Origin of the sequence: Actinocrinis puniceicyclus (assembly GCF_018283645.1) — a bacterium.
GTDB lineage: Bacteria > Actinomycetota > Actinomycetes > Streptomycetales > Catenulisporaceae > Actinocrinis > Actinocrinis puniceicyclus.
The window spans coordinates 24,732-50,185 of sequence record NZ_JAGSXH010000039.1; the positions used below are offsets into that span (position 1 = coordinate 24,732).

Sequence of the window (25,454 nt, forward strand, 5' to 3'; positions counted from 1 at the left end):
GCGTCACGCCCGCCGCCGCGGACCGGTGCTTGGTTCCGGTTCCGGCTCCGGTTCCGGGTTCGGTTTCCGGTTCGGGTTCGGCGGGCGGTTGCGGGAGGGTCACGTCAGCAGCCGCTGTTCTGGGAGCTCATGCTCAGCCCGGGCAGGCTGAACGAGGCGGCGGTGGTGGCGTAGCCGTCCTGACGCAGGTTACTGATGTCAACGGTCCGCGGCTGCTGGGCGAAGTCGCCGAGCGGCCCGGCGAGGCGCCGGCCCGAGGGGGCGGACCCTGATCTACGGCGCCGCGGCCACCTGACCGGCTGCCGCGGATCAGGGTTCCGTTCGCGGTCGGCCGCGATGCGCTGACCGCAGCGCGCTGACCGGAGGCGGCACGCTCTGCGCAGGGGCGGCCCGCTGCGGTGGTCAGGGTCGGGATCCGGCCGGGCCCGCTACCGGTAGGCTGGGCGCGTGGCCAGGCGATGGAGCACCGACGAGCTTTCGCGCGGAGATCGTCCGGCGGACCCGCGCTCTCGGGCCGGCGGCGCAAGTCGCGTCCGTCCCGCGACACGGCCCGCGCGATCTCACCAGGCGCGCCCACGGACGCGCCCCCCGGCAAGCCCCGGGGAATGCGCGCTAGCGGCGACCTCGCGCGCTCTCCTCCTCCTCGCGTGACTCGCGCTCATGCCGACGGAGAAGCGCTCCCGATGCCCGAGACCGCGACGCCTGGCGCCGCCGCCGTGGACGTCGCAGCCGCCGAGACCGCGGCCATGACCGCGCCCGATGTCGGCCCGGTACGCCGCAGGCCGGTGCAGCGCCGCAGCCTGGAGCGCTTCGAGCGGATGCTCGACGCCTGCGCGCGCCTGCTCGACGAGGTCGGCTACGACGAGTTGACCACCAGCGAGGTGGCCCGGCGCGCCGGCGTGCCGATCGGCACGCTGTACCAGTTCTTCGACGGCAAACAGGCGCTCACCCGGGCCTTGGCGCGCCGCAACCTGGACCTGTTCCTCGACCGGCTGCACGTCCGATTCGCCGCCGCGCCCGCCGTCGAGACCTGGGCCGACGCCGCGTCCGCGGTGGTAGCCGAGTTCGTGGCGATGAAGCGCGAGGTGCCCGGCTTCGCCTCGGTCGACTTCGGCGACGCCCGGCCCGGCAAGGACTACCTGCTCGACGAGCGGCGCGAGATGGAGAACAACCGGATGGTCGCCGAGCGGCTCAAGGTGCTCGGCGTGCACGACCTGGGACTGCCGGACGGCCCCGACGTGGACCGGACCCTGCTGGTCGCGGTCGAGGCCGCGGACAGCGTGCTGCGCCTGGCCTTCCGCCGGCATCCTGCCGGGGATCCGGACCTGATCGCCGAGGCCGATCTGCTGTTGCGCGGCTACCTCGCGGCCCGGCTGCTCTGACACGGCTGCTCTGACACGGCTGCTCTGACTCGGCCGCTCTGACACGGCTGCCGAGGCACTAGGGCCGGATGTCACCTGGTGGAAGCGTGAAAGACGGTTCAACCCGGTCCCGTGCTGTGGCAGCATGATGCTCACGATGGGCGAGCATCCGCTTGTGCTCCTACTTCCGCGCGCGGCGCGTGCAGCGGCGTTGGCTGCCGCCTGCGTGCTGCTGGCCGCGCTCGGCCACGTGCTCGCCTCCCAGGCAGTTCTGCCGCAAAGCACGGTGTTGCAGGCTTGGATCGTGCTGCTGTGCGTCGGGTGCGCCTTCGCGCGCCGCGAGCGCGCCCTCCCGGCGATCGCCGCGTTCGTACTGGGCGCGCAGGCGGCGCTCTTCCTCTGGTTCCAGGCCGCCGAACTGCAAGGCTCCGCCGCGCGCTGCGTCGCCGTGACGAACCTGCCGCCGGGCCTGACGGTGCCCGGCATGTGCGGCACCGCCGTCCCCGGCTGGGCGCAGACCGGTCTGCTGATCTGCATGCACGTCGCCGCCGCGCTGCTGTGCGCCTGGTGGCTCAGGCGCGGAGAGGCCGCGCTGTTCACGCTCGGCCGGCTGCTCGTGGAGTTCGGCCGCGCCCTGCTGACCATTCCCGCGGCGCTGTTGCGGGCCTTCGTCCCGTACGCCGGGCCGCAGCGCTCGAAATTCCCCCGGCGCCGCGGCCGCCCGCCGCGACCGGCCGCCGTGTCGCACCTCCCCGTTGTCCGCAGAGGGCCGCCGCTTCCGCTCTGCTCCGCCTGACCCGCCCGCTTCCCGGGCCGTCGCACCGGAAGCGGGCACGCCGCGCGCCAGCCACCCCCCTGATCACCAGGGCGGCCGGACCGTGAGCGCGTGCGGCTCCTCACTCCGCAGACAGCATCAGGGAGCAACCATGAGTTCGACCCGTCCCACCCGCACGACCCGCGAGGAACGCCTCCGCAAAGCCCAAGCCAAGATCGCCGCGCAGCGCGAGGCCGAACGCCGCCGCCGGCGGCTGTGGCTGGCCGCGGGCAGTCTCCTCGCCGTCGTCGCCGTGTTCGCGGCCCTCGTCATCGCCAAGGCGGCCGGCGGATCGCACACCGCCTCCACGACCCAGTCCTCCGGGCTCTCGGCCGCGGACACGGCCCGCGTCGTCCAGTCCGCCACCACCGTGCCGGGCCCGGTGCTCGACACGATCGGCCGCGGCACGGTCAGCAACGGTCCGGCGGCCATCGCCGGGGCACCGGCACTGGCGAGTGGCGGCAAGCCCGAAGTGCTGTACATCGGCGAAGAGTGGTGCCCGTACTGCGCCGCACAGCGCTGGGCGATCGTCGTCGCACTCAGCCGCTTCGGCACCTTCAGCGGCCTCGGTCTGACCCAGTCCGCCGGCGACGACGTATATCCGAACACGCACACCTTCAGCTTCGCGAAGACCACGTACAGCAGCCCTTACCTCAGCTTCAGCGCGGTTGAGACGCAGGATGCGGACAAGAAGCCGCTGCAGACGATGACCGCCGAGCAGCAGCGCCTGATCTCGGTGTACGACTCGCCCCCGTACGTGCCGTCCTCGGCGGCCGGCGGCATCCCGTTCCTCGACCTCGGCGGCAAGTTCATGATCAGTGGCGCGAGCTACAGCCCGCAGACGCTGGCCGGGAAGAGCTGGTCGCAGATCGCATCGGCGCTCTCGGACCCTTCGAGCGCGGAGGCGCAGGGTATCGACGGCTCGGCGAACGCACTGACCGCCGCCTTGTGCACGCTGACCAGACAGCAGCCCGCGAACGTGTGCTCCGCCAAGGGCGTCACCGAGGCGAAGGGCGCGCTGAAGTGAGTACGAACACGAACACGAACACGAACACGAGCCGGACCGGGCGCGAGGCCGTCGCGGCGTCGCGGCCCGGGGCGCCGCGGTGGGCGCTGATCGCCGCGCCGCTGACGGCCGCCGCGGGTCTTGCGGTGTCGATCTACCTGACGGTCGCGCACTACACGACCACGGTCACCCTGGCCTGCCCGCAGAGCGCGACCGTCAACTGCGAGAAGGTCACCACCAGCGCGCAGTCGCAGTTCCTCGGCATGCCGGTGGCCGTGCTCGGGACCGGGTACTTCGCCGTGATGCTCCTGCTGTGCCTGCCGTGGACCTGGCGCGCGGACCGCCCGGTCGTGCTGCGGCATGTCAGGGTGCTGGCGGCACTCGGCGGCGTCGGCTTCGTCGCCTGGCTCGTCTACGCGGAGCTGTTCGTGATCAACGCGATCTGCCTCTGGTGCACCACGGTGCACGCGCTGACGCTGGTGTTGTTCGGCGTCGTCGCGTTCGGCACCGCGGCCGCCGCGGACCCGGCCGACCCGGCGGACCCGGCGGACGTACCGGCGCGCGCCGGGCGATCAAGGCGCCCGCTATGACAGCGGGATCGGCTTGTGCACGAGGCCGCTGACGATCTGTAGCGCCTGCTGCGTCGTCCAGGCGTCCCCGCCGGGGTGATCGAGGTTCTGGCGGCCGTTGTCGTTCAGGAAGCTCCTGAGCGCCGACGGCAGCGCTGTGCCCTGCTCGACGTGTGCCGGCCCGTCGAGCAGGGTCTGCTCATGGCCGTCGCCGTCGATGAAGAACACGTCGTCGCTGTGGTTGAGGTCGTAGGTGAGGGGCGCGCCGGTCAGCCAGTTCTTGGCCGGGACGGCGCCCTCGGGGACCTTCTGGATCCACACCCCGAAGTTGTGCCACAGCGTCGCAAGGTCCTGCGCCGGACCGGTGAGGATCGCCCAGTCCGCTGGCGCCGGGGCGTAAAGCCGCCGGTACGCGGCCAGTTGGGCGGTGGTGTCGCGTTGCGGGTCGATCGTGATGCTCAGGAACTCGACCCGGTCGCCGAGCCCGGCTTTCTGCACCGCGCGCGCCGCTTGCACGAGGTCCGCGGTGTCCAGCGGGCAGGTCTCCTGGCACAGCGTCATCACGTCGTTGATCACGAGGATCTTGCCCTTGAACGAGGACAGGGCGGCCGGGTGGCCGGACGAGTCTTCCAACGGCAGGTTCAGGATGGCCTGTGGCAGCGCGATGTCCATCGCGCTGTTGCCCGCGCTCGCGCCGGGGGCCGGCGCGGCCGCGCCGGAGGTGTCGCCGCCCGCCGCGGTGCACGCGGACAGCGGCAGGCAGGCGGTGGCGAGGGCCGCGAGCAGCGCCCGCCGTCCAGAACCGCGCCGGCGCGAGCGAGGCGGGCGCGCCGCGTCAGGGTTGTCGGTCACGGCGCTCTTCCTTCGTCTTGCCGGTTTCCTTCGTCTCTCCCGGCCGCGTCACAGCGAGCACGCTCCGGTGCGATTCACGCTACCCGGGCCGCACTGGCCCCATGGCGCGGGGGTGCTGCCGCACGAGAGCGCGGCGACGGCGCAGGTGGAAGGCGCTTCGTGGCGCGGCGGTTGCTAAACTGCCGCGCGTGGGAGAGGAAACGACGGGGGAGCGGGCCGCGGCGGCGCCGGGACGCCTGCTGGGGCGTGGGCGCGACGCGGACGTGTATGACCTCGGCGACGGCCGCGTGCTGCGCCGGTATCGGGTGGACTACGACCATGCGAACGAGATAACGGCACTGAGATACCTGCACGCCCAGGGCTTCCCGGTCCCGCTCCTGCACGAGGCCGACGGCGGTCGCGACATGATCTTCGAGCGCGCCGACGGGCCGACGATGCTCGCCGACCTGCTGCGGCACCCGTGGCGGGCACGGAGCCACGCCCGGCTGCTGGCCGACCTGCATCGCAGGCTGCACGCGCTCGCCGCGCCGCCGGGACTGCCCGGGCCGGCGCCGGATCCGGGCCGCGGCGTGATCCTGCACCTTGATCTGCATCCTGCGAACGTGCTGCTCTCGCCGACCGGACCCGTGGTCATCGACTGGTCGAACGCGGCTGCGGGGCCGGCCGGCAGCGACCTGGCGCACACGCTCGTGGTCATGGCCGTGAGCGAGGTGCCCGATCTGCCGTGGCCGTTGCGCCCGTTCGTCGCGCTGCTGCGCCGCCGCTTCCTGCGGGCGTTCTTGGCCGCCGCGCATGCCGATCCCGCGCCTTTCCTGGCGGGCGCGTGCCGGCGGCGGCTGTCCGACCCGAATCTGCTGCCGTCCGAGGCACGGCGGATCAACGCGATGCTGGCGCGGTCATGACGGCCGGCGGGCAGCGCGAACGGCCCGACCTGCGCGCGGACTGCGGCAGCTGCTTCGCCCTGTGCTGCGTCGCGCTGAACTTCTTCAAGTCGGCCGAGTTCGCGCTCGACAAGCCCGCCGGGCGGCCGTGCGCGAACCTGCGCGAGGACCACGGTTGCGCCATCCACGCGAACCTGCGCGAACGCGGTTTCTCCGGCTGCACGGTCTTCGAGTGCTTCGGCGCCGGCCAGAAGGTGTCGCAGCACACGTTCGAAGGCGTCGGCTGGCGTCAGGACCCGGACACCGCGCGGCGCATGTTCGCGGTCTTCCCCGTCATGCGGCAGCTGCACGAGTTGCTCTGGTACATGAACGACGCGCTGGACCTGGCGGCCGCGGAACCGGTGCACGCCGCACTGCGCCGCGCGATCGAGGAGACCGACCGGCTGACGGGCGCCGGAGCCGAGACGATCCTGAGCGCGGACGTCGCGGCGTTGCGCGAGCGGGTCAATGTGCTGCTGACCCGGGCGAGCGAGCTGGCGCGCGCCGAAGTCGAGCGGCGTGGGCGCAACCATCGCGGCGGCGATCTGATCGGGGCCAAGCTCGCCGGCGCGGATCTGCGCGGCGCGAACCTGCGCGGGGCGCTGCTCGTCGCGGCCGACCTGAGGAAGGCCGATCTGCGGCTGGCCGACGTGATCGGCGCGGACCTGCGCGACGCCGACCTGCGCGGGGCGGACCTGCGCGGTTGCCTCTTCCTCACCCGGTCGCAGCTCCAGAGCGCGAAGGGGGACGCCGCGACGCGGCTCGCGCCGGGCTGTGCGCGCCCGGCGCACTGGGCCGCCTGAGCCGGGCCGGGCCGGCGCTCGGCGCGGCCCGGGTCCCGGCGGGTTCAGCCCGACTTGACGAAGAACTCAAGGTCGCGGATCGCCAGGGCGTGCTGCTTCTGGCCCGGATAGGCGTCCTTGACCGTGATCGTGACCGTGGTGACCTGCCGCAGGGCGGTGCCGCGGCTCTGGAAGTCCGCGGAGTCGTCGAAGGACAGCGTGACCGGCGCCGCGCCCGCCGCGGTGACCACCAGGACGCGCGGGCGGGCGAAGGCGCGGAAGTTCTGCGCGTCCGCACCGGAGAGGATGCCGATCTGGTCGATGTCCACCGGCGCGGCGAAGCTGACGGTCAGCGCCTCGCCCACTCCGTCAGGGTGCTGCGCGCTGGCCCAGTACGTGGTGTTCAGCCCGTCGATCGCCAGCGCCGCGGCGTGGTCCTTCGCCGAGGCGGCCGAGGCGCCGACCGGGGTGACGTTGGCATAGTGCTGATCCACCCGCGCCTTGGCCCTGCCCAGCAGCGTGCTCACCTCGTTCGTCACCCACGTGCGCGCCGGGCCGAGGCCGATGCCCGCCAGTCCGGCGATGATCAGCAGCGGTGCGAGCCTGCCGAGCTTGAGGTGCCGCGGCAGCCGCGGCCCGCGCCGGCCCGCCCGGCCCGTACCGCCGGCCTGGTGGTCGCGGAAACCGCCGGGCCGCTGCCCTGCGGCGTACTGGCGGCGGCGGCCGGTGAGCCGGTCGATCAGCCGCCGCCACCAGCCCCTGCGGGCGGAAGGCGCAGGCACCGGCAGTTGCAGCATCGCGCCGCACGAGCGGCAGAACCGGCGTTCCTGCGGATTGCGCACCCCGCAGGCCTGGCAGTAAGGGCCGGTATGTTCCGGCTCGGACGCTGCCGGCACCGGTTGCGCCCGGCGGGCCTCGGCCGCCGGAATCCAGCCACGCGGCTGTGGTTGCGGCCCCGGCGGGTACGCCGCGGATTCAGGCACCGCCGATTGCGTGCGCCGCACCGGCCCCTGCGCGCGTGGCCCCTGCATCACCGGCCCCGCCTCGACCGGCTCGACCGGCGTCGGCGCCGCCGTCTGCACGGTCGGCAGGATCCGGGTTTCGACGCGTTCCCCGGACCAGTCCAGCAGCGCGCCGCACGACGAACAGAAGCCGTCCGTCGACGGCGCGCTGTTCCCGCATTCCCGACACAGGATCATGATTCGCTCGTACCTCCGTAGGTTCTCGCCCCCTGCGGCCTGGCCCGGCGGTTCGGCGCCGCCCCGGCCTCGGCCACATCCACCGCGATGGCGCAATGCACGCCCGCGGCCTCCTCGATCGCGGCCCGCACCGCCGACCGCGCAGCTTGCGCGTCCTGCTCGCCGACGCGAACCCGCACCCGAGGCGCGGTCCGCGGCCAGCCGGAATCGGCCCCGCCCGGTACCGTCGACCATCTGGTCCCGCCCGGATCGTCCAACTCCACCTGCTCGACCGGCACGCCCGCCGCCCGCGCCGCAGCCTCCCGGACGCCGGACGGCGTGCCGCGCAGCGCGTGATCCCGTACCGCGGCGGCGATCTGCGCGCGTTCGGCGGCCGCGCCCTGCCGTACCGCGCCGCGACAGCCGACCAGATCCGCGAGCCACGGCAGGAAGTCCTCGGGCGCCAGGTAAGGGTCCAGATACGCGTCGAAGCAGTCCACGGCGGTCACCAGCGGCGCTATCACCTCGTCGAAGGCGGCGCACAGATCCATGAACAGCGGATCCTCCTGATACACCGCCGGGATCGCCTGCCGCAGCGCCGCAGCGACGCCCAGCACGCCCGGCTCCTGCTCGCTGATCAGACCCCTCATTCAGCTCACCCGGACCTGGTGGTCGTAGGAGAAGGGAAGCATGTCCGGGCCGAGTTCGATTGCGGCAGCAGCCTCCGCGCGCGCCCCGGTCGTCGGATCGGCAGGGTAGAGCCGTGCCTCCTCCACGTAGTCCGCGCCGGGAACCGCCGCGAGCGCGGCATGCACGTCGCCCAGCGTGACCGCGCGCCCGAACGGCCATCCGGTCCCGTCCGGGCCGCCCTCGCGCGGATGCAGCCGGCGGTAGAGCGCGGCGAGGGCGGCGGCGCGCACCTGCTCAAGGTCCTCGGTGCGTCGCGAACGCAGCCGCACGGCCGCGGTGACGCCCTGGTAGCGCGGCGGCTCGACGACGATACGCACGCCGACCAGACGCCGCTGCTCAAGGGCGGCCGCGATGCTCGTCATGCTCGGCTCGTCGGGCGTGAGCGCGTCGAAGGGAATGCGGCCGGATCCGTACCCTGACACGTCCGGTACGACCAGGACCCGCACCGGTCCGTCCGGCTCGGCGGGCGGCACGCAGCGCACCCGCACCGCGCCGCTGACCGCCTGCGTCGCGATCGCCTCGAAGTCCTCGCCGGTCACCGCGCGGTCCTGGCCGCGCAACGCCCGGGCCGCCCGCACCTTGACCTGCTCGACCGTCTCGCCGTCGTGCCCGCCGCGGGCCGGATGCCGGTTCGTCACCGAGGAGACGTACGGGATCGCCGAGCGCAGCACGGTCAGCCGGTGCGCCGCGACGTTCCCGATCGCGCCGCCGCCGGTCCAGTACTCGCGCACCCGCACCGTCGCGCCCTCGGGCGGCACCCTGCCGTGACAGCGCACTGCGCCGTCGGCCAGCCGCACCGCCGGGCCGAAGGTGAGTTCCCCGGTCATCGGGTCGAGCACGAAATGCGGGTCGTCCCGGCCGCTGGAGGCGAAATCCGGGACCTGATGCCACTGCTGCCAGCCCTCCTCGCCGCAGACCTCGACGACCGGCGGCTCGGAGCCGGGCAGCACGGGAGCGTGCCGCAGCCTGAAGCGCTGCCCCGCCGCGCCCTGCGCGGTGCCGATCACCTCGTCCGTGATCTGTTCGGCGTGCACCGCGGCGACGGTGCCGCCCACGCAGGCCGCGGTCAGCCTGGTCAGTGTGGGGGTCCTGCTGTACGCCGGCACGTCCGGCGCGGCCGTGGTGACCACGGCGCGCAGCCAGGCCGCGCGCACGCCGTTGATCAGGCAGTGCGTGTGCTGCGCGGGCAGGTGCAGCAGTATCTCGCCGGGCCGGTTCAGCCCGCCCGTGGTGTCCCGCTCGACCTCGCAGCGCGCCCAGCCAGAGCTCTGATACGCCTCCCAGTACAGCGGCGGGCGGTCCGGGTCCACGCCGATGCCCTCGATACTGCTGTCCGTGCGCAGCGAGATCAGGCAGGACGGCGCCGCCGCGGAAAGCCCGACGTACAAACGGTCTCCCGGCGCCGGCACCGCGCTGAAGCAGGCCGCCGGCTCGCCCCGGCGCATCAGGGGCCGCAGATCACGCAGGTGGTCGGCGCCGCGGCCCCGGTCCACGGCCCCTGCGGCCGCCGGATCGCCCGCCGCGCCCGGTTCGCCCGGACCGCTCGCGCCGACGGCCGGGGCGGCGCGCAGTTCGGCCAGGCTGACCGGGACGATGTCCAGCGGGGCGAGGGTCGCGAAGGCGATCGGCGTCTCCCCGGGCATCCTGGGCGTGCCGACGCGGTGCCCGGCCGGCACGGTCACCACGTCCGGTCGCGGCGCGGACAGCTTGAAGGTCAGCTCGGCGCGCGCGGCGCCCGGCGGCCTGCGGGTGATGCCGAGCAGGTCGAGGAACTTGCGGTGGTGGCGCTCCGGCACCTGGTTGAGCCGGTAGGCCAGCTGGTCGGCGATGGTGGCCACGGCCTCGATCAGGGTGATGCCGGGGTCGTGCACGTTGTGGTCGCTCCAGGCCGGGACGCGCCGGCGCACCAGGCGCTTGGCGTCGTCCACGAAGTCCTGGAAACGGCGGTCGTCCAGGTCGGGGGCGGGCAGCGGCATCCGGCTCAGTCCTCGGGGATCGCATAGAAGGGGAAGACCAGGTTGCGCCGGTCGTTGGTGGCCTTGATCCGGTAGTCCACCGCGATGCGCAGCACGTGCGCGGCGGCCGGGTCCGGGCTCGCCGCAACGGCGAGCACGTCGATGCGCGGCTCCCAGCGCGTCAGCGCCGCCTCGACCAGCGCGCCGACCCGGCCGGCCAGCGCGGCGTCCACGGTGTCGAAGATCAGCTCGTGGATGGGGCAGCCGAACTCGGGGCGCATCGGCCGCTCGCCGGGGCTGGTGCCCAGGATCAGCCGGATCGACTCGGCCACGTCGCGGTCGCCCGCGGACAGCGCGAAGGCACCGGTGCCGTCGAGCCGCAGCGGGAAGGCCCAGCCGCGCCCGACGAAGTCGTCGGTCACATGCGTCATCGCGGCCTCAACCCCCGATCAGCACGGTCGTGCCGCTGCCGACGAGGGTGCCGGTCGGCTGCCCGCAGCAGGTGGCGCTGTCGCCGGTGCGCGCGGCCGGAACCCCGCCGAGCAGCACGCTGCCGCTTCCGGCCGCGATGACGGCCTGCTGCGCAGGCGGCGCGAAGAAGGGGTCGGCGGGGTGTAGTCCCACATGCGGCGGCGTGTTGACGCCGCTCGCGCCCACGACCACCGCCGGCGCGCCGCAGATGAGCACCGTGGCGCACACCCCGAGCGTGATCGGCGCGCTGAACGGCAGCGGGGGAGAGGGCTGCGGCGCCCCGGTCGCAGGGTTCGGCATCAGGTGCAGTGAGCACACTGCGTTGACTTGGTCGCCGCTGATCGCGGCCGGCGCTGCCATGGTCTCTGCCGCCCCTCTCCGTCTTTCTCGTGCGGTGCGTGTGTCGTGCTAGTTCAACTTGATGACCGACCCCGACACGCTGACCTGCGGTCCGCCGTCGAGGGACGCCCCGGTGCTCCCGGAGAGCTTCAGCTGTCCGCTCGCGCTGAGCTTCAGGTCGCCGCCGTTCGCGTTCAGTTCGATGTCGCCGTCGCTGTGCAGCTTCAGCGGCCCGCCGGCGTGGATCGTCACCGCGCCGGAGCCGTCGATCACGATCTTGGTGTTCGTGGCGTCCAGCGTGACCGTCGCGCTGCCGTCGCCGGTGGCCAGCTGGATCTGCGAGCCCTGATCGTCGTCGCTGAAGACCAGCCGGTGCCCGGCGCGCGAGCCCAGGACCCGGCGCAGCACCTGGCCGGCGTCGCCGTCCACGAGCCGGTCGTTGAGCAGCGGATGGTCCGCGCCGTTGTACAGCCCGCCGAGCACGTACGGTTCGCGCACGTCGCCGTGTACGAACCCGACCAGCACCTCGTCGCCGACCTCGGGCAGCCAGGCCAGGCCGCGCCCGTCCCCGGCGCCGGGCTGGGCGACGCGCGCCCACCAGGACTCGTAGTCGTCGGACAGCCAGGGGAAGGCGACCTTGACGCGGAAGCGCCGGTCCGGGTCGTCGATGTCGGTGACCTGGCCGATCACCAGTCCCGGCCAGGGCCGTCCGCTGCCGCGGTGCGCGTGCTTCGTCGCGCCGAGCGACGCGAGTCCCAGCAGCGTGCGCTCCTGCCGCCCGCTGACCGTGAACTCGGTGTGATAGCCGGTCTCGTCGTAGCGGTGGCGAGTGGCGGACAGGACGTAGTCGCCGTCGTGCGGCCACCCGACGCCGCTGACGGACACCGCCGCGCCCGGCATCAGCGCCGGGTCGCCCAGCGCCAGGCCGGTCATCTCGGCGTGCGCGCCGGCGATCTGCTCGGCCACGGCGGCAGCGACCGCGTCGGCCTCCCGCTCGTCGCGCACCGGCCGGTCCGCGACGAGGAACGGCGCCGCGTTGAAGCGCCCGGCCAGGTCGCCCGGATCGGCGCCGGAACGCGCGCTGACGGTCGAGGTCTTCGCGCTGCCGCGTACCGGCTGCTTCGTCTCCGGGTTCCAGCCGCGCACCCACACCTCGCTCACCTGCTCGGCCGCGGTCACCCTGGGCGCGAGACGCAGCAGGTTGGTGCCGAGCAGCAGTTGCGCCGCCCGCGGCGGCGTCTGCGGGTCGTCGAGCGCGCCCGGCGCCGTCTCGTGCGAGACGGGGGCGTGCCACTGCAGCCGGCCGCCGACGACGGCCACCTCGCGTCCGCGTTCGTTGGCCCGGGCGCGCAGGAACTCCCAGTCGGTCAGGTTCACCTGGCCCACGTGCGGGTGCGCCGTGCCGTCGTCGTCCACGCCGCCGAGTTCGAGCCCTGCATCGCCCGCGACCCGACGCACGATGTCGCCGTCGGTGGCGTCGAGGAACGTGCGGGTGCGCCGCCCGCGGCACAGCCGGTGCGACAGGTCGTAGCCGCGCACCACCGTCCACGTGCCGGTCGCGTCGCAGTCCTGCTCCAGGCCGGTGACCTCGCCGAGGATGAGCGTGCCGGCCTCCTCGTCGTCCCCGCCGGCCGCGGTGGCCGTGATCTCGACCCGGCTGCCGAAGTCGAATCCGGCGCGGCGAACCAGTTCCCGGCCGTGGTCGAGGAATTCGAGCACGAACATGTCGGGAAGGTGCAGTTGCGTGTCGATCAGGACCTTGATCAGGGAGGGCAGCACGTCCTCGGCCAGCGGCGCGCCGTCGAGCGTGATCCGCGGCCTGGTGCCGTACGCGGCGCGGCTCATCGCGGATCACCGCCCACCGCGGCCAGGGCGGCGGCCTGCGCGCGCGGCGGCAGCAGCAGGCCGGTTCCCGGCGGCACCCGGCCCGGGTCGTCGATGTCGTTGGCGATCGCGATGGCCCGCCACAGGTTCGCGTCGCCGTATTCGCGCTGGGCGATCGAGGCGAGCGAGTCGCCCTGGGTGATCTGCGCGCCGCGGCGGCCCGAGATGCCGCCGGAGGTCGGGTTCGTGCCCGGCGTCGGCTGCGGCAGCGCCTGGAGTTGCACGTTGGCGCTCGCGCGCAGCGGCGTGCCGTCGTTGTCGAACAGCAGGTACTCGACCTCGACGCTCTTGAGGAACCCGGTCATGGTCACGTGCGCGCCCCAGCGGAACTCGATCGTGGGCGGCTCGGGCCGGTGCGCCTCCTGCGAACGCTGCGTCGGCTGCGTCCAGTCCAGCAGTTTCTGCACGGTGGTGGCGACGGGCAGCGCGGCGGCGCCGCCGTCTCTGCCGTACGCGTTGAACAGGAGGCTGAGAGTGAGCGTCTGGGGTCCGGTGCCCACGAACTGCGGGCGCGGGTGGTCCCTGGCGTTGCGCGCGGGCGGGGTGGACCAGCCGGCGGACTTGCTCAGCTTGACCGTCGAGGGGTTGAACTGGCAGGTCAGCATCGTCATGTCGTCCTGGTTGCGCAGGTTGGCGAAGACGGTCACGCGAACCCCCGGTGCGAGAGTTCCAGCGATTCGAGCGCGACGGCCTCGGCCGGCTCGCCGAGCGTGGTGAGGGTGGGCCCGCTGTACTTGACCGGCCAGGCGTCGGTCAGTGCCCAGGCGGCGATCTGTGCGCCGTTGCCGTCGTACAGGGTGATGGTCACGTGGTGCGGCTTGGGCTTGCTCGCCTGCGCGGCGAACCATCGCAGCACTTTGGCGCTGTCCTTGTCGACCGGCCGGGTCAACTTCACGTTGGTGTAGGTCAGGCGGCCGGCCAGGGTGACCACCGGTCCGTCGCCGCCGCCCTCCTTCCAGGTGAACGCCTCGTATTCCGCGTCGAGGCCCGCGCAGCCGGTGAACAGCGCGATCTGCTCGCCGTCCACCGTCACGCCGAAGCGCCAGGCGAGCCCGGCCATCCCGAGGTCTTCGTTCGCCATGTCGGTGCTGTCCCTTCTCCGGGTCGAGCGCGGTGGCCGCGCGGGTGCGGTGCGGTCGGGTCAGGTCAGGTCAGGTCAGGTCGGTGAGGAACTGCGCGCGTTCCCGGTCGATCAGCAGCTCGGCGGCCAGGTGCCGGGAGAGGCGGCCGTAAAGCCGGCGGGCGAGCGTGTCGAGCGCGGCCGGGTCGTGGGGCGCGGCGGTCGCGGAAGCCGCCATCCCGGCGGCGCTCGTCCCGCCGATCGGGCGGACCCGGCCGGCTGCGCCTGGGTCCTGAGCCGCAAGGTGCTCGACGGCGGAGCGCTGAATGCCAGAGGTCTGAATGTCGGAGCCCTGGATGCCGGAGCCCCGAGTGCCAGGCAGCTGAACCGCAGCGTCTTGAAATGCGGAGACCTGGCTCGTCGATTCCAGGCTCGCCGGCCAGGGGCCCGCTGCGGCGCCCGGCGCGGTCTGCGGGCGGGAGGCGGCGCTCCGTGCCTGTGTCGGGGACTGTCCCATCGCGCGGAGCACGGAATCGGCGGGGGTCGCAGCCCCAAACCCGAACCCGGACCCGAAACCGGACCCGAAACCGGACCCGGCCGCGGTCTGTGCGAGAGCGGTCGCGGCACGCGCGACAGCAGCGGGCGGCGGCGACGGCGCCTGCGCCGCCAGGTTCGGGAAAGGGGCCGCGAGCGATGCCGCGAAGCCGCCGGCGATCGACCGGGCCTCGCGCACCGGCTGGTCGACCGGTGCCGCCGGTTGTCGCAGGATGCTGATCGGATTCGCGGCGGGAGCGAGCCGGGAGGCCGAGATCAACGGCGCCGCGGCGAGCGAGACCGGATTCGCCGCCCGCGCGCCGGGATCGGCGGTCCGGTGCGCGTCGCCGGAGTGCGCCGGCGCCGGCGTGGCCGCACGGGTGAGCGCGGCCGACGTGGGTGACACGGCCGTATCCGGGTTGGCAGACAGGCCGGCGGCCGCCGCTTCGTACTCGGGCACTGATGCCTGCGACAAGCTCGTTTCGGGACCGGCCGGGGCGCTCTCGGCCGCCCGCGGCCGCGCCGAGGTGCGGACGATCGGGTTGCGCGGCAGGAGGGGCGCGACGACCGGGGCGGACCCGAGCGGGTCCGTCCCCGGCCGCGCCTCGCGGGGTGCGGGCAGGGAGCCGAGGCCGCGGCGTTGGGAGCCCTGCGGGGAGTCGGGCGATCCCGGCTGCGGGTCGGCGTGTGCACCCCGGTCAGGTGCCGCTGCGGTCAGGCCGTCGGTCATGTCCGCGGAAACGGGGCGAGGGTCCCGCGCCTTGACCTCGGCCGCCGCCGAAGAGGGCAGCGCCTGGCGAGTCTGAGCCGTGCCTCCCGACGCCGACGCGACGGCACCGGTGTCGGCGACCGCTGAGCTGTCGGGCGGGCGCACGAAAGTGCGTGCGTCCAGAGAGTTCCGTGAAATCTGTGGACTCTGCGAATCCTGCGGACCCGGCTGTGGGTCCTGTGAAGCTCGCGCACGGCGCGAACCGCGCGCGGCCCGTGAAGCGGGCGGACCGGGGAGGCCGGCCTGCTCGCCGAGGGTGCTGATCCGCTGACCGGACAGCGGCGCGGCCGGCGCCGGAGCCCCCGCCGATGCGTCCGCGGGGCTCGCCGCCGCGGTGGATTTCGACCAGGACGCGCGTGGCATCAGCGCTTTCACATACCGCTTCGGCTCGGCCGCGCTGCCGGTTTCCGCGGCCCGGTACACCAGGTCCGCGGGGCGCGTGTCGAGCGGATCCACGGTCCGTGCCACGCCGCCGACAAGCCCGCCCGGCACGTCCGTGCGCACCTCGTGACCGAGTCGGCCGAGCGCCGGAGGGTTGTGCCAGCGGCTCAGCAGCGAACGGCTGAAGCCCGCGTCCGTCACCGAGGGCGCGGCGCCGAGGACCGGCATCCCGCCGGGAAGATCGCGCCAGTCAGACCGCGCGGCCGGACCGGCCGGCGCCGGGGACGCGCTCAGCGCGCCCGGCTGCGAGCCCTCAGCGGTCGGTGTCACGGCCGGCGAACGGCGAAACGGCCAGCGCACGGGGTCACCAACCGTTCCCGGCCGCGTCCGCGTCCGGGCCCGCGCCCGCCGCCGTCCGCGCGCGTTCCTCGGCGGCCTCGTTCACCGCCGCGTTGATCGCGCCGATGCGCGCCACGAAGTCCCGGCGCAGCGGGTGTTCCAGGTCGAGGATCGTCTCCAGCGGCCAGTGGAAGTGGTAGGCGACGTACGACACTTCCTCCAGCAACAGGTCCGTGCCGTACGTCACGATTCCCCCAGGCGGCTCGCCGTGGGCCCGCAACCGTCCACCGCGAAGTCGTGCTCGCACGCCGGGCAGGTCACCGCGATCCGGGTGTGGCCCTCCGCGTTGATCCGCCGGTAGAGGTCCTGAAGGAACGCCAGGTCCGCGGCGAACATGCTCTCCACGACGCCCGGGTTGATCGAGGACACCTCGCCGAGCGAGGTGATCACCCGGCTGAGCAGGATGACCGTCAGATACGCCTCGTTCTCCCGCACCCGCGGATCACGCAGCGGCAGGATCTCGTCCCGAGCCGTCGCCAGCCGCATCGTGCCCTCGCGGTGCACCGCGCCCGCGCTGTCCACGTACCCGACCGGGAGCGTGAAAGAGAACTGCGTCCGTACCGCATCATCGCCCGATCCCGCCCATCCGGCCGTCCCCGCGGCCATCGAGGTCTGTGACACCGTCGCCCCGGCGGCCATCACTTCACCTCAAGCCGTTCGATCGTGATGACCACGGACTCCAGCAGCACCTGGTCGCCGCCGGCGCTCAGCTTGCCGACCTCCACCTTCGACGGCCAGCCCTGGAAGAAGTTGAACCGGCTGACCTCGCCGTGCGCCAGGTCGTAGAGGATCACCGCGCCGTCCTTGCGGGCCTCGTCGATCCGGCCCTCCTGCACGGTCTTGATCCAGTTCCAGAACGCCGGGTCGTTGACCTTGCCGCGGGAGAGGTGGATGTCCTCGTACTTGACCGAGCCGGGCAGCTTCTGCAGCACCGGCAGGCCGCCGGCCTTGTTCGCCCGGTTCTCGATCACCCCGATCGTGATTCCGAGCCCCTGCACCTCCTTGAACTGCGCGATCGTCAGGCTGTCGATCTCCACCGCGAAGCTGTAGTTCGTCAGCGGATCGGTGATCCCCGCCATCGGTGTTCTCCTACCTCGTGAATGCGCACGCTGACGTGCGCGACGCGCCGGGCCTTACTCGGACAGGGCCGTGCCGGTCGGCAGCTGCGCCAGCCGGAAGACCACGAACTCGGCGGGCTTGACCACCGCCAGGCCGATCTCGCACACGAGCCGGCCGATCTCGATCGACTCCGAGGGGTTGGTCTCGTCGTCGCACTTGACGTAGAACGCCTGCTCCATCGTTTCGCCGAACAGGCCACCGTCCTGCCACACCGTGAACAGGAATGAACGCAGCGTCCTGATGACGCGCTCCCACAGGCTCTTGTCGTTGGGTTCGAACACGACCCACTGGGTGCCGATCCGCACCGAGGACTCGACGTAGTTGTAGAGCCGCCGGACGTTGATGTACCGCCACGCCGGGTCGCTGCTCAGGGTCCTGGCGCCCCACACCCGGATGCCGCGGCCCGGGAACGCCCGGATGCAGTTGACCCCGACCGGATTGAGGTTGTCCTGCTCCGCGCGGGTCAGCGCGACCTGCACGCCGATCGCGCCGCGCACGACCTCGTTGGCCGGCGCCTTGTGCACGCCCCGGGTCTCGTCGTTGCGGGCCCAGATCCCGGCCAGGTGGCCGCTCGGCGGCAGCGCCATGCTCCGGCCGTCCGGGCCGAGCACCTTGAGCCACGGCCAGTACAGCGCGGCGTACTTCGAGTCGTATCCGGCCTCGTTCATCCGCCATTCGCGCACCTGCTGCGGGTTCAGTTCCGGCAGCGGGTCGAGGATCGCCATGCGGTCGCCCATCAGCTCGCAGTGCGCGATCATCGCGGTCTGCACCGCGCGCACGCCGTCGCGGTCGATCCGGCCGGCCAGGTAGGCGGCCATCAAGTCGGGGACCGCGACCATGGTCACCGTGTCGATCGCCTCCAGCCCGCCGAAACCGGTGCGGTCCGCGCCGCTGCCGACGTAGTCGGCCGGATTGACCGCGACCTCGGCGCCGGGCCGCTCGGCCAGCGTCACCACGGCGTTCGCGGGGCGCCGGTCGGCCAGGGCGCCCTGCCCGGGCGCCTCGGCCAGTTCGATCAGCGTCGAGGTCGCGTTCACCTGGGTGACCACGTTGGTGCGGCCGCGGCGCGTGGTGACCGGCTCGAAGACCTCCTCGCGGCCGCCGCCGCGCACGACCAGGCGGAACGCGTCCTGTGGCGCTCCCTCGGCCGCGGTGTCGGTGACCTCGACGGTGACCTCGCCGCGCGCCGCCGTGCCCTTGGCGGTGTCCTTTGCGGTGGCCACGTAGGCGACCGCGTCGGGCGCGGCGGCCGAGGTCAGTTCGGCGCGTGCGCTTGTTCCGGCACCGGCGCCGGGGGCGCCGCCGACCCGCACGACGTACGCCTGGCCGCCGCCGTTGAGGAAGTACCCGTACACGGCGTGGCCGAGGAACGTGCCCGGGGCCGGCTCGCCGAAGGTGTTCGTGTACTGCGTCCAGTTCGTCACCAGCGTCGGGGTGTGCAGCGGCCCGTGGGCGCTGAAGCCGACGAAGGCCGCGACCGCGGTACCCACCCCCTCGATGGGGCGGGTGGCCGACTCCAACTCCTCGACGTAGACGCCCGGGGACTGGTAGTTGGGCATCGCTCGCTCTTCCTTCCGTGTTCGGTGGCCTCGGGTGCCGATCCCGGCTCCGGAGCGCCGGAATCAGCACCCGTTCAAGCGGTGCGGGGTCGGGTCAGTACTCGACGTCGCCGCCGCCCGCGTCGCCACCCATGTCGTAGGAGCCGTCGCCGCCGCTCATGTCCGCCCCGCCCATGTCGCCGCCGTCGCCGCCGCTCATGGCTCCACCGCCGTATCCGCCACCCAGGTCCGAGCCGCCGAGGTCGCCCCCGCCGCCGAGCGGGTCGTCGCCCAGACCGGCGCCACCGAATCCGCCGTCGCCCCCGCCGAGCGGGTCGTCCCCGCCGTGCACGAGGTCGTACACGCCGTCGCCGAGCGCGTTGCCGACGCCCTGCAGGGCCTCGTGACCCAGCTCGTGCGAGTCCGGAAGGCCGACGTGCGGGGCCAGCTCGTCGTAGACGTCCTCGACCGCGGTCGAGATGCCGTCGGTGGCCACGCCGATCGCGCCGCCCGCCATCCGCTGCGCCTGGTCGGCCGCGCCGTCCCAGTCGCCGGTCACCGCGTCGCCGACGGCCTCCGCGCCGTGGATCGCCACTCCCGCGACGTCGCCGATCAGCGGGATGTCTTCCAGTCCGCTCATGATTGCTTCCTCTCTCAACGGTTCGGTCCGGCAGCCGGCTCAGTCGCCGGAGCTGCGGTCTGTGCGGTCGCGGAGGCCGGAGCGGTGCCCGGCTCCGCCTGAGGCGGCTGCGCACCCGCGGCCGCCCCGTCTGTATCAGGGTGCTGCGAGGGCGCGGCGTGCCGCACCGTCTCCGGTGCGCCGGTGCCCGCGGCCGCCGCGGCTTGACCGGGCGCCGCCGGGCTCTGGCCGTTCGGCTTCGGCCCGACGGTGACCTGCGCCTGGCTGACCGCGGGCGCCGCGGGCTCGTCCGGTACCGGCATCGCCACGGTGGCGGTCAGCTCGAAGCCGGCCTTCACCTCGCCCGCCAGGTTCAGGAACATCCCGCGCTTGGTCCCGGGCGCGGTGCTCAGGTGCACCTCGTGCGGCAGCCGGGCCAGCGCCTCGGGCAGCAGCGCCCGCGGCACCGTCGGCAGCGCGCCGAAGCAGCGCAGCACCAGCGCCAGGATCCGGTGCTCCATCGCGATCGGCGCACCCCAGACGGTGACCGTGTAGTGCAGGTCGTAGCGCAGGGCCGGCGGGCGGTGCCCGACGACCTTTCCCCCTTCGTCGCGCACCTGTTCGTACATCACCTCGCGGCGGTGGCTGTTCTCCCTGATGTCGAACAGGAAGAAGTTCACCGCCGGTGTCTTGAGCGCCTGGATCCACGGGCGCGCCGGAGGATCGAAGGTCACGGTCACCGCTGCGTTTCCCAGCACCCGCGTCTTCGTCACGGCGAGCAGCGCCTGGTCGGTCTCGAGGATCACGAGGGGAAGCGTGCCGCCCGCGACCGGTGCCGCGGCAGGCCGCAACGGGCAGGCGAAAGGTCCGCCCGGGCCGCCCTTTCGGGCAGCACGCAAGGGCGGGCGCTGCCGCCCGGTGCGCTGCCCGTCCGCGGCTGCCGATGCGCGGCGCCCGCGCCTACCGTCGCGGCCATGGGAGCAGAAGCGTCACTGACACCGGCCGCGCTGCCGGTCATTCCGGGCGAAGAGGCAGAGGTCGAACTCACCGTGACCAACACCGGCACGGTCGTCGACTCCTTCACCCTCCAAGTCCTCGGCGAACCCGCGGCCTGGGCGGCGGTCGAGCCGGCAACCCTCTCGCTGTTCCCGGGCCAGAGCGAGAGCGCGAAGCTGCGGTTGCGTCCGCCGCTCGACCCGAAGCTGGCCCCGGGCCCGCGCCCCTACGCGGTGCGGATCAGCGCGAACGAGGACCCGCAGCATCCGTGCATCGAGGAAGGCGTCGTCTCGCTCGCGGGCAAAGCGCTGCTGTCGGCGGACCTGTCCCCGCGCACCGGCCGCGCCAGGGGCAGACGAGCCGGCCGGTTCCAGGTCGCGCTGGACAACCGCGGCAACGCCCCCGTGCTGGTCGACCTGACGGGGTTCGACGCGCAGGATCTGGTCGACGTGACCGTACAGCCGCCCCGCATCGAGGTGGGCCCCGGCGCCGCGGCGTTCGTCACCGCCCGCGCCCGCGCCCGCACCCGGTTCTGGCGCGGGCCGAGCGTGCTGCACCGCTTCACCGTCGCCGCCCGGCCGGCGGAGCAGGCCCACAACCCCGACGCTCAGAGCCCCGACGCTCAGAGTCCAGTCGGCCAGGGTCCAGCCGGCCAGAGCCCGCACGGGCCGTCGAGGGCTGACGCCCCGGCGCCGCTGGAGGCGAGCCTGCTGCAGGAGGCGGCCGTGCCGGCCTGGGTCGGCAAGGCCCTCGCGCTCGCGGTCCTCGCCGCGGTGGCTCTCACGGCCCTGTGGTTCACCGTGCTCAAGCCGGTCGTACGCGACGCGGCCACCGGCGCGGCGAACCAGGCACTGACCGCGGCGGGGCTCACGCCGGGCGGCGGTGCGGGCAGCGCGGCCGGCGCGGGCGCTGCGGGCGGTGCGAGCCCGTCCGGCTCCGGTGGCGCGGGCGGCTCGTCGCCGGCCGCGGGCTCCTCGGCCTCGGCCTCCGCCTCGCCGGCCGCCTCGGCTCACGCGAGCCCGCCCGGCCCCGTCCTGCCCGCGCCCGTCGCCTTCGCCGTGGACCTCAAGGCCAACGGCTCGCTGACCGCCGGGACGCACCAGCTGTACACGGTCACCGACCTGGTGTTGCAGAACCCGAACGGCGACACCGGCTCGCTGACCATCACCCGCGGCGGCAACACCCTCATCAGCACTCGGATGGAGAACTTCCGCGACTACGACCTGCACTTCGTCACCGCGATCACGGTCGGCGCGGGCCAGAGCCTGAACATCTCGGTCAACTGCGACAAGCCGGGGGGAACGGCGGCCTCGTGCACGCCCGCGGTTCTCGTCAGCGGCCTGTCGCACACGGTCGCATGAGCGGCGCGCGGCGCGGCGCGCTCGTGCTGTTGCTGATCGGCGGCGGGCTCGCGCACCCCGGCGCGGTCGGCGCCGCGACGGGTTTCTCGATCTCCGTCGCGCCGGCCGAGACGACCCTTGCCCAGTTCACGACGATGGACGTGTTCGTGGACGGCACCGACGCGGGGGAGCAGCTGACGGTCACGCTCCAGGGCGTCCAGGTCGCCAGTGGCACGAGCACGACGGCGGGGGAGGGGCTGTACACCTTCAACTCCGGCGACGTGCCGGTGCCGCCCGGCGCGGCGGGTTGCGGCACGGACGCGGTGAACCTGATCTTCGCCGGGGACGTGGTGGCCTCCACGAGCGTGCGGGTCTACTGCCCGACCGTGAACATCACGCCGGACCCGATCGACTCGGCCGGCGGGCCGGCGGCCTTCACCGTGACCGGCATCGGCTTCCCCGCGGACCGGGACGTCACGTTCAACCTGGACGGCGCGCAGAACAGCTTCGACAGTTCCTTCACCGACGCAAACGGGGCCTTCAGCAAACCCGCCAGCCGGCCCGCGCTGCCCTGCGGGGCGCACCGGCTCGTCGCCTACGGTCAGCCGCCGCCGGTGATCCAGTCGGCGCGGTCCTCGTCGGCCTCGACCGTGGACGCTTTCCCCACGCTGCCGGCGAGCGCCACGTTCACGGTCACCGGCTGCCGGTCGGGGCCGCTCAAGCTCACCGCGAATCCCGCGGTCGTCACCGACGGCACCCTGACCCACGTCACCGGTTCGGGATTCGTGCCGGGAGCGCCGGTGACGCTCGCCTGGCAACTGCCGGACGGCGCGGCACTGACCGCCTGCTCGCCGACCGCGGACTCCGCGCCGCCGCTGTCCGCCGACGCGACCGGAGCGATCGACACGTTCTGCTTCGCGCCCCCGCACCAGATCCTCGGCGTGGCCCGGATCGTGGCGACGCAGACCACGACCCGCGCAACGCTGCACGCGGCCGCCCCCGTGGTGGTCGAGGGCGGCTCCATGCAGCCGTCTTCCGGCGATCAGCTGATATTCCGGCACTGACGAAGGCGCGCGCTGCGCCCGACCGGCTCAGAGTGGCGAACGCCTGCTCAGATCCAGCCGTTGCGCAGCGCGTACGCCACGGCCTGGGTGCGGTTGCGAAGTTGCAGGCGCAGCGTCAGATCCTGGATCACGGTCTTGATCGTGCGCTCCGAGTAGGACAGGCGCAGCGCGACCTCGCGGGTCGAAAGCCCGTCGGCCAGCAGCTGCAGCACGGTGCGCTCGCGCTCGGTCAGCCCGGTGAAGGAGTAGCCGTGCGGGCCGAGCACCTGCCGGTTGAGCCCGGCCAGGTGGTCGAGCAGCTGCCGCAGCAGCTCCGGCGGCAGGTCGCCGTGCCCGGCCGCGGCTGCGCGCACCGCGGCGACCAGCCGGTCCGCGGTCGCCTCCGGCCTGCGCAGCACGCCGCGCACCCCGGCCTCGACCAGCGCCGACAGCGCCCGGCCGTCCACCCGGCCGCTCACCAGCACGACCGGCAGCCCGTCGTGCCGGTGCAGTCCGCGCAGCCAGCGCGTGGCGTCTTCGTCCACCGTGTCCGTCACGGCGATGACCACCTGCGCGACCTGCTCGTCGTGCGCCATGCGGATCTCCGGCCGCGACCGCAGCTGCATCCGCACGCCCGCCTCGGAAATCGGGTCGCGCGCATCGATGCGCACGCACACCGTCTCGGTGCCGCCGACCGGGCCCGCGGCGCCCGCACCCTGCCCGAGCGCCGCGCCCTGCCCGAGCACGGTGCCCAGTGCCGCGCCCTTGTCCTGCCCGACGCGGGTGACCGTCATTGTCGCAACCATCAGTGAGCCCCCTTGGTTTCACGTGTCTCTCCCAGGCCGCCCTTGCTTCCTGAGCCGCGCGGGTGGCGAAGGATTAGAGTGGCGCGCCGCAGTCCCAGATACATGGAAGTACACCCACCCCCCGGACGCCGTACGAGCACGGATAACCGCGCGAGCGCCGCCCCTTGATCCATCGAATCGTTGCGGGTTCGTGACCTGAATCGTGTATTCGCGCCGCCGCACTGTGCCTCTATTAGCACCGGGTCTCCACCCGAGTATTCACAGGGCGGCCGATTCGGTCGGAGGGAAATACGCATGTTGGTGCATTTCAGCGGGCCGCGGGACGAACAGCGGCAGCCGCGACCGCAGCCACCGGGCAATCTCGGTGCGCCGTACCTGTCGCCCGTTCTGGTGAACCGCCACGGCGGCCGCGTCCTGCTGCCGTCCGCCGCGGCGCTCGCGCCCGGAGCGCGCCCGCCGTCCGCGACGGCGTACCGCGCCAACACACTGCTCATCCCGGACTCCTTACTACGCAAGCCGGACGCCGTCGCAGCCCTCGACCAGGCGCTCGCGACCGTCGGGCTCGCGCTGGAGATCCCCGCGCCGCTGCTCGAATCAGCCCCCTCGCTGCGCCCGTGGTTGCGGGAACTGGCCGACGTACCGCGCGCGGTCGTGCTGAAGGTGCGCGAGGGCGCGCCGCCCACGGCGGTCGACGCGTGGGTGGCGCTCCAGGCGATTCGCGCCGCCGCGCGGCCGGCCGACCCGGGCCGTACCGTCGCCGCGGACGCCGACACCGCCCGCATCGGCCTGGACCACCTGCTCGGCGCCGCGACCATCACCGGGGACCCGATCAGCGAGGGCAACCCCATCAGCGAGGGCAACCCCATCAGCGAGGGTAACAGCGCCGGATCAGGGGCCTACTTCAGCTCGACCGCGCGCATCCCGGTCGAGATGCTGGCACCCGCCCCGCGCCGCACCCACATCAAGGCCCTGCCGGTCGGCCGCCGTCCCGTCATCGCGGTCCTCGACACCGGCATCCGCCCGCACGAGTGGCTCGGCATGCCCGACGCCGACCCGGACAGCTTCCTGACCGTCGACGATCCGCTGCAGGCCGCGATCCACCACGAGGAGGTGCGGGTGCGCGACACCGGCGGCCTCGACTTCCCGGTGCTCGAAGGTTACTGGGACGTGCCCGACCCGGTTGAGCCGAGCGTCGGCGCGCTGCCCACGCACATCGGGCACGGCACGTTCATCGCCGGCATCGCCCGGCAACACGCGCCGGACGCCCGGGTGCGCTCCATCCGCATCATGCACACCGACGGCATCGTGCATGAGAGCGTCCTGCTGCTCGCCATCGCCGTGCTCACCGCGCAGATCCGCTCCGCGCTGGCCTCCGGCGAGACCGAAGCGCTGGTCGACGTGGTGTCGCTCTCCCTCGGCTACTTCGACGAATACCCGGCGGACCTGGCCTACACCGGCCAGCTCGCCGCGCTGGTCGACGGCATGACAGACCTCGGCGTCGCGGTCGTCGCCGCCGCGGGCAACCAGGCCACGACACAGCCCTACTTCCCGGCCGCCCTCGCCACGCAGCCGGGTTCCGATCCGGTGCTGCCGTTGATCAGCGTCGGCGCGCTGAACCCCAACGGCAGCAAGGCGATGTTCAGCAACGACGGGTCCTGGGTCACCGCGTGGGCGACCGGCGCGAGCGTGGTCAGCACCTACCCGTCCGACCTGAACGGCAGCCACGAGCCGATGATCACCGCGGGGCCGCCGGACAGCAGGCTGCACCGGCTGCGCGAGACGCTCGACCCGGACGACTTCCGCGGCGGCTTCGCCGTGTGGAGCGGCACCTCCTTCGCCGCCCCGCTGCTGGCCGCCGCCCTGGCCGCCGCGCTGCTTGAGCAGGCCGTGCGGCACCCCGGGGACCCGGCCTGCGATCTCGCCTCGACCGACCGGCTCACCGCGCGCGAACGTGCCACCAGGGCCCTGCGACGGATCGGCGAGCACGAGGATGCCTAACTCGACCCTGCCCGACCCCACCCTCCCGGAG

The 25,454-nt window shown here is 73.4% G+C and carries 27 protein-coding genes; 9 read left to right on the forward strand and 18 right to left on the reverse strand.

Annotated elements, in window-relative coordinates; genetic code table 11:
- Nucleotides 1–104: 104 nt before the first annotated feature.
- Complete coding sequence (locus KGA66_RS30075; protein ID WP_246507697.1) at nt 105–383, reverse strand: DUF6230 family protein; 279 nt, start codon at nt 381–383, stop codon at nt 105–107.
- A gap of 300 nt (nt 384–683) precedes the next feature.
- Between KGA66_RS30075 and KGA66_RS13160 the strand changes: the two genes are divergently transcribed.
- The 4 genes from KGA66_RS13160 to KGA66_RS13175 all read left to right on the forward strand — a co-directional run bounded on the left by KGA66_RS13160 (nt 684) and on the right by KGA66_RS13175 (nt 3,771).
- Complete coding sequence (locus KGA66_RS13160) at nt 684–1,382, forward strand: TetR/AcrR family transcriptional regulator (RefSeq protein WP_246507687.1); 699 nt, start codon at nt 684–686, stop codon at nt 1,380–1,382.
- A gap of 136 nt (nt 1,383–1,518) precedes the next feature.
- Nucleotides 1,519–2,157, forward strand: a complete 639-nt coding sequence (locus tag KGA66_RS13165) for a hypothetical protein (protein ID WP_211468221.1) — start codon at nt 1,519–1,521, stop codon at nt 2,155–2,157.
- 130 nt (nt 2,158–2,287) lie between these two features.
- Nucleotides 2,288–3,202, forward strand: a complete 915-nt coding sequence (locus KGA66_RS13170; RefSeq protein WP_211468223.1) for a DUF929 family protein — start codon at nt 2,288–2,290, stop codon at nt 3,200–3,202.
- The gene (locus tag KGA66_RS13175; RefSeq protein ID WP_211468225.1) at nt 3,199–3,771 is read left to right on the forward strand and encodes a vitamin K epoxide reductase family protein; all 573 of its coding nucleotides are present in this window, start codon (nt 3,199–3,201) and stop codon (nt 3,769–3,771) included. The genes KGA66_RS13170 and KGA66_RS13175 overlap by 4 nt, the downstream gene beginning before the upstream one ends.
- Here the strand turns inward: KGA66_RS13175 and KGA66_RS13180 are convergent.
- Nucleotides 3,766–4,602, reverse strand: coding sequence for an SCO family protein (locus tag KGA66_RS13180; protein WP_211468227.1), 837 nt, complete (start codon nt 4,600–4,602; stop codon nt 3,766–3,768). The two genes, KGA66_RS13175 and KGA66_RS13180, sit on opposite strands and share 6 nt — an antisense overlap.
- 188 nt (nt 4,603–4,790) lie before the next feature.
- Here KGA66_RS13180 and KGA66_RS13185 point away from each other — a divergent pair, with 188 nt between their 5' ends.
- Together KGA66_RS13185 and KGA66_RS13190 are read left to right on the forward strand one after the other, a co-directional pair.
- Nucleotides 4,791–5,504: a phosphotransferase gene (locus KGA66_RS13185; RefSeq protein ID WP_312886894.1), complete on the forward strand. Its 714-nt coding sequence runs from the start codon at nt 4,791–4,793 to the stop codon at nt 5,502–5,504.
- Nucleotides 5,501–6,325, forward strand: a complete 825-nt coding sequence (locus KGA66_RS13190; RefSeq protein WP_211468230.1) for a pentapeptide repeat-containing protein — start codon at nt 5,501–5,503, stop codon at nt 6,323–6,325. The genes KGA66_RS13185 and KGA66_RS13190 overlap by 4 nt, the downstream gene beginning before the upstream one ends.
- A 44-nt stretch (nt 6,326–6,369) precedes the next feature.
- Here the strand turns inward: KGA66_RS13190 and KGA66_RS13195 are convergent, their stop codons facing one another.
- The 15 genes from KGA66_RS13195 to KGA66_RS13265 all read right to left on the reverse strand — a co-directional run bounded on the left by KGA66_RS13195 (nt 6,370) and on the right by KGA66_RS13265 (nt 20,046).
- Entirely contained in the window at nt 6,370–7,503 is a 1,134-nt protein-coding gene (locus tag KGA66_RS13195) for a zinc ribbon domain-containing protein (protein ID WP_211468232.1), read from the reverse strand.
- The gene (locus tag KGA66_RS13200) at nt 7,500–8,132 is read right to left on the reverse strand and encodes a phage tail protein (RefSeq protein WP_211468234.1); all 633 of its coding nucleotides are present in this window, start codon (nt 8,130–8,132) and stop codon (nt 7,500–7,502) included. The genes KGA66_RS13195 and KGA66_RS13200 overlap by 4 nt, the downstream gene beginning before the upstream one ends.
- On the reverse strand, nt 8,133–10,148 hold the full coding sequence (locus KGA66_RS13205; protein WP_211468236.1) for a putative baseplate assembly protein: 2,016 nt from the start codon (nt 10,146–10,148) through the stop codon (nt 8,133–8,135).
- A gap of 5 nt (nt 10,149–10,153) precedes the next feature.
- Nucleotides 10,154–10,549 carry a GPW/gp25 family protein gene (locus KGA66_RS13210; protein WP_211468272.1) on the reverse strand — a complete coding sequence of 132 codons (396 nt, stop codon included), beginning with the start codon at nt 10,547–10,549 and terminating at the stop codon, nt 10,154–10,156.
- A 16-nt stretch (nt 10,550–10,565) separates the two neighbouring features.
- Entirely contained in the window at nt 10,566–10,958 is a 393-nt protein-coding gene (locus KGA66_RS13215; protein ID WP_211468238.1) for a PAAR domain-containing protein, read from the reverse strand.
- A 48-nt stretch (nt 10,959–11,006) separates the two neighbouring features.
- A complete protein-coding gene (locus KGA66_RS13220) occupies nt 11,007–12,782 on the reverse strand; it encodes a VgrG-related protein (RefSeq protein WP_211468240.1) in 1,776 nt (591 codons plus the stop codon).
- Complete coding sequence (locus tag KGA66_RS13225) at nt 12,779–13,468, reverse strand: CIS tube protein (protein WP_211468242.1); 690 nt, start codon at nt 13,466–13,468, stop codon at nt 12,779–12,781. Before KGA66_RS13225 ends, KGA66_RS13220 begins: the two co-directional genes overlap by 4 nt.
- A complete protein-coding gene (locus tag KGA66_RS13230; RefSeq protein WP_211468244.1) occupies nt 13,465–13,902 on the reverse strand; it encodes a phage tail protein in 438 nt (145 codons plus the stop codon). Before KGA66_RS13230 ends, KGA66_RS13225 begins: the two co-directional genes overlap by 4 nt.
- A 70-nt stretch (nt 13,903–13,972) precedes the next feature.
- Nucleotides 13,973–15,895 (reverse strand): hypothetical protein, encoded by a 1,923-nt coding sequence (locus KGA66_RS13235; RefSeq protein WP_211468246.1) that lies wholly within the window; start codon nt 15,893–15,895, stop codon nt 13,973–13,975.
- A 34-nt stretch (nt 15,896–15,929) separates the two neighbouring features.
- Nucleotides 15,930–16,151: a DUF6760 family protein gene (locus tag KGA66_RS13240; protein WP_211468248.1), complete on the reverse strand. Its 222-nt coding sequence runs from the start codon at nt 16,149–16,151 to the stop codon at nt 15,930–15,932.
- Complete coding sequence (locus KGA66_RS13245; protein ID WP_369015864.1) at nt 16,148–16,570, reverse strand: hypothetical protein; 423 nt, start codon at nt 16,568–16,570, stop codon at nt 16,148–16,150. The genes KGA66_RS13240 and KGA66_RS13245 overlap by 4 nt, the downstream gene beginning before the upstream one ends.
- Before the next feature lie 32 nt (nt 16,571–16,602).
- Nucleotides 16,603–17,043: a phage tail protein gene (locus KGA66_RS13250; protein ID WP_211468252.1), complete on the reverse strand. Its 441-nt coding sequence runs from the start codon at nt 17,041–17,043 to the stop codon at nt 16,603–16,605.
- Nucleotides 17,044–17,097: 54 nt separating this feature from the next.
- A complete protein-coding gene (locus tag KGA66_RS13255; protein ID WP_211468254.1) occupies nt 17,098–18,642 on the reverse strand; it encodes a phage tail sheath family protein in 1,545 nt (514 codons plus the stop codon).
- Nucleotides 18,643–18,736: 94 nt separating this feature from the next.
- Nucleotides 18,737–19,261, reverse strand: a complete 525-nt coding sequence (locus KGA66_RS13260) for a hypothetical protein (RefSeq protein ID WP_211468256.1) — start codon at nt 19,259–19,261, stop codon at nt 18,737–18,739.
- Nucleotides 19,262–19,275: 14 nt separating this feature from the next.
- A complete protein-coding gene (locus tag KGA66_RS13265; RefSeq protein WP_211468258.1) occupies nt 19,276–20,046 on the reverse strand; it encodes a Pvc16 family protein in 771 nt (256 codons plus the stop codon).
- Between the two features lie 168 nt (nt 20,047–20,214).
- Between KGA66_RS13265 and KGA66_RS13270 the strand changes: the two genes are divergently transcribed.
- Nucleotides 20,215–21,597: a COG1470 family protein gene (locus KGA66_RS13270; RefSeq protein ID WP_211468260.1), complete on the forward strand. Its 1,383-nt coding sequence runs from the start codon at nt 20,215–20,217 to the stop codon at nt 21,595–21,597.
- Entirely contained in the window at nt 21,594–22,640 is a 1,047-nt protein-coding gene (locus KGA66_RS13275) for a hypothetical protein (RefSeq protein ID WP_211468262.1), read from the forward strand. The genes KGA66_RS13270 and KGA66_RS13275 overlap by 4 nt, the downstream gene beginning before the upstream one ends.
- A gap of 47 nt (nt 22,641–22,687) precedes the next feature.
- Here the strand turns inward: KGA66_RS13275 and KGA66_RS13280 are convergent, their stop codons facing one another.
- Nucleotides 22,688–23,425 (reverse strand): helix-turn-helix transcriptional regulator, encoded by a 738-nt coding sequence (locus KGA66_RS13280; RefSeq protein WP_211468264.1) that lies wholly within the window; start codon nt 23,423–23,425, stop codon nt 22,688–22,690.
- A gap of 294 nt (nt 23,426–23,719) precedes the next feature.
- Here KGA66_RS13280 and KGA66_RS13285 point away from each other — a divergent pair, with 294 nt between their 5' ends.
- Entirely contained in the window at nt 23,720–25,423 is a 1,704-nt protein-coding gene (locus tag KGA66_RS13285) for a S8 family peptidase (RefSeq protein ID WP_211468266.1), read from the forward strand.
- Nucleotides 25,424–25,454 lie beyond the last annotated feature (31 nt).

What these genes read in the sequence shown, in the direction of transcription:
- KGA66_RS13260 (WP_211468256.1), bottom strand. Translation starts at nt 19,261, where the DNA reads ATGAGCGGACTGGAAGACATCCCGCTGATCGGCGACGTCGCGGGAGTG.
- KGA66_RS13280 (WP_211468264.1), bottom strand. Translation starts at nt 23,425, where the DNA reads ATGGTTGCGACAATGACGGTCACCCGCGTCGGGCAGGACAAGGGCGCG.
- KGA66_RS13170 (WP_211468223.1), top strand. Translation starts at nt 2,288, where the DNA reads ATGAGTTCGACCCGTCCCACCCGCACGACCCGCGAGGAACGCCTCCGC.
- KGA66_RS13205 (WP_211468236.1), bottom strand. Translation starts at nt 10,148, where the DNA reads ATGCCGCTGCCCGCCCCCGACCTGGACGACCGCCGTTTCCAGGACTTC.
- KGA66_RS13195 (WP_211468232.1), bottom strand. Translation starts at nt 7,503, where the DNA reads ATGATCCTGTGTCGGGAATGCGGGAACAGCGCGCCGTCGACGGACGGC.
- KGA66_RS13215 (WP_211468238.1), bottom strand. Translation starts at nt 10,958, where the DNA reads ATGGCAGCGCCGGCCGCGATCAGCGGCGACCAAGTCAACGCAGTGTGC.
- KGA66_RS13230 (WP_211468244.1), bottom strand. Translation starts at nt 13,902, where the DNA reads ATGGCGAACGAAGACCTCGGGATGGCCGGGCTCGCCTGGCGCTTCGGC.
- KGA66_RS13220 (WP_211468240.1), bottom strand. Translation starts at nt 12,782, where the DNA reads ATGAGCCGCGCCGCGTACGGCACCAGGCCGCGGATCACGCTCGACGGC.
- KGA66_RS13270 (WP_211468260.1), top strand. Translation starts at nt 20,215, where the DNA reads ATGGGAGCAGAAGCGTCACTGACACCGGCCGCGCTGCCGGTCATTCCG.
- KGA66_RS13285 (WP_211468266.1), top strand. Translation starts at nt 23,720, where the DNA reads ATGTTGGTGCATTTCAGCGGGCCGCGGGACGAACAGCGGCAGCCGCGA.
- KGA66_RS13200 (WP_211468234.1), bottom strand. Translation starts at nt 8,132, where the DNA reads ATGAGGGGTCTGATCAGCGAGCAGGAGCCGGGCGTGCTGGGCGTCGCT.
- KGA66_RS13245 (WP_369015864.1), bottom strand. Translation starts at nt 16,570, where the DNA reads ATGGCCGCGGGGACGGCCGGATGGGCGGGATCGGGCGATGATGCGGTA.
- KGA66_RS13255 (WP_211468254.1), bottom strand. Translation starts at nt 18,642, where the DNA reads ATGCCCAACTACCAGTCCCCGGGCGTCTACGTCGAGGAGTTGGAGTCG.
- KGA66_RS13160 (WP_246507687.1), top strand. Translation starts at nt 684, where the DNA reads ATGCCCGAGACCGCGACGCCTGGCGCCGCCGCCGTGGACGTCGCAGCC.
- KGA66_RS13190 (WP_211468230.1), top strand. Translation starts at nt 5,501, where the DNA reads ATGACGGCCGGCGGGCAGCGCGAACGGCCCGACCTGCGCGCGGACTGC.
- KGA66_RS13275 (WP_211468262.1), top strand. Translation starts at nt 21,594, where the DNA reads ATGAGCGGCGCGCGGCGCGGCGCGCTCGTGCTGTTGCTGATCGGCGGC.
- KGA66_RS13250 (WP_211468252.1), bottom strand. Translation starts at nt 17,043, where the DNA reads ATGGCGGGGATCACCGATCCGCTGACGAACTACAGCTTCGCGGTGGAG.
- KGA66_RS13165 (WP_211468221.1), top strand. Translation starts at nt 1,519, where the DNA reads ATGGGCGAGCATCCGCTTGTGCTCCTACTTCCGCGCGCGGCGCGTGCA.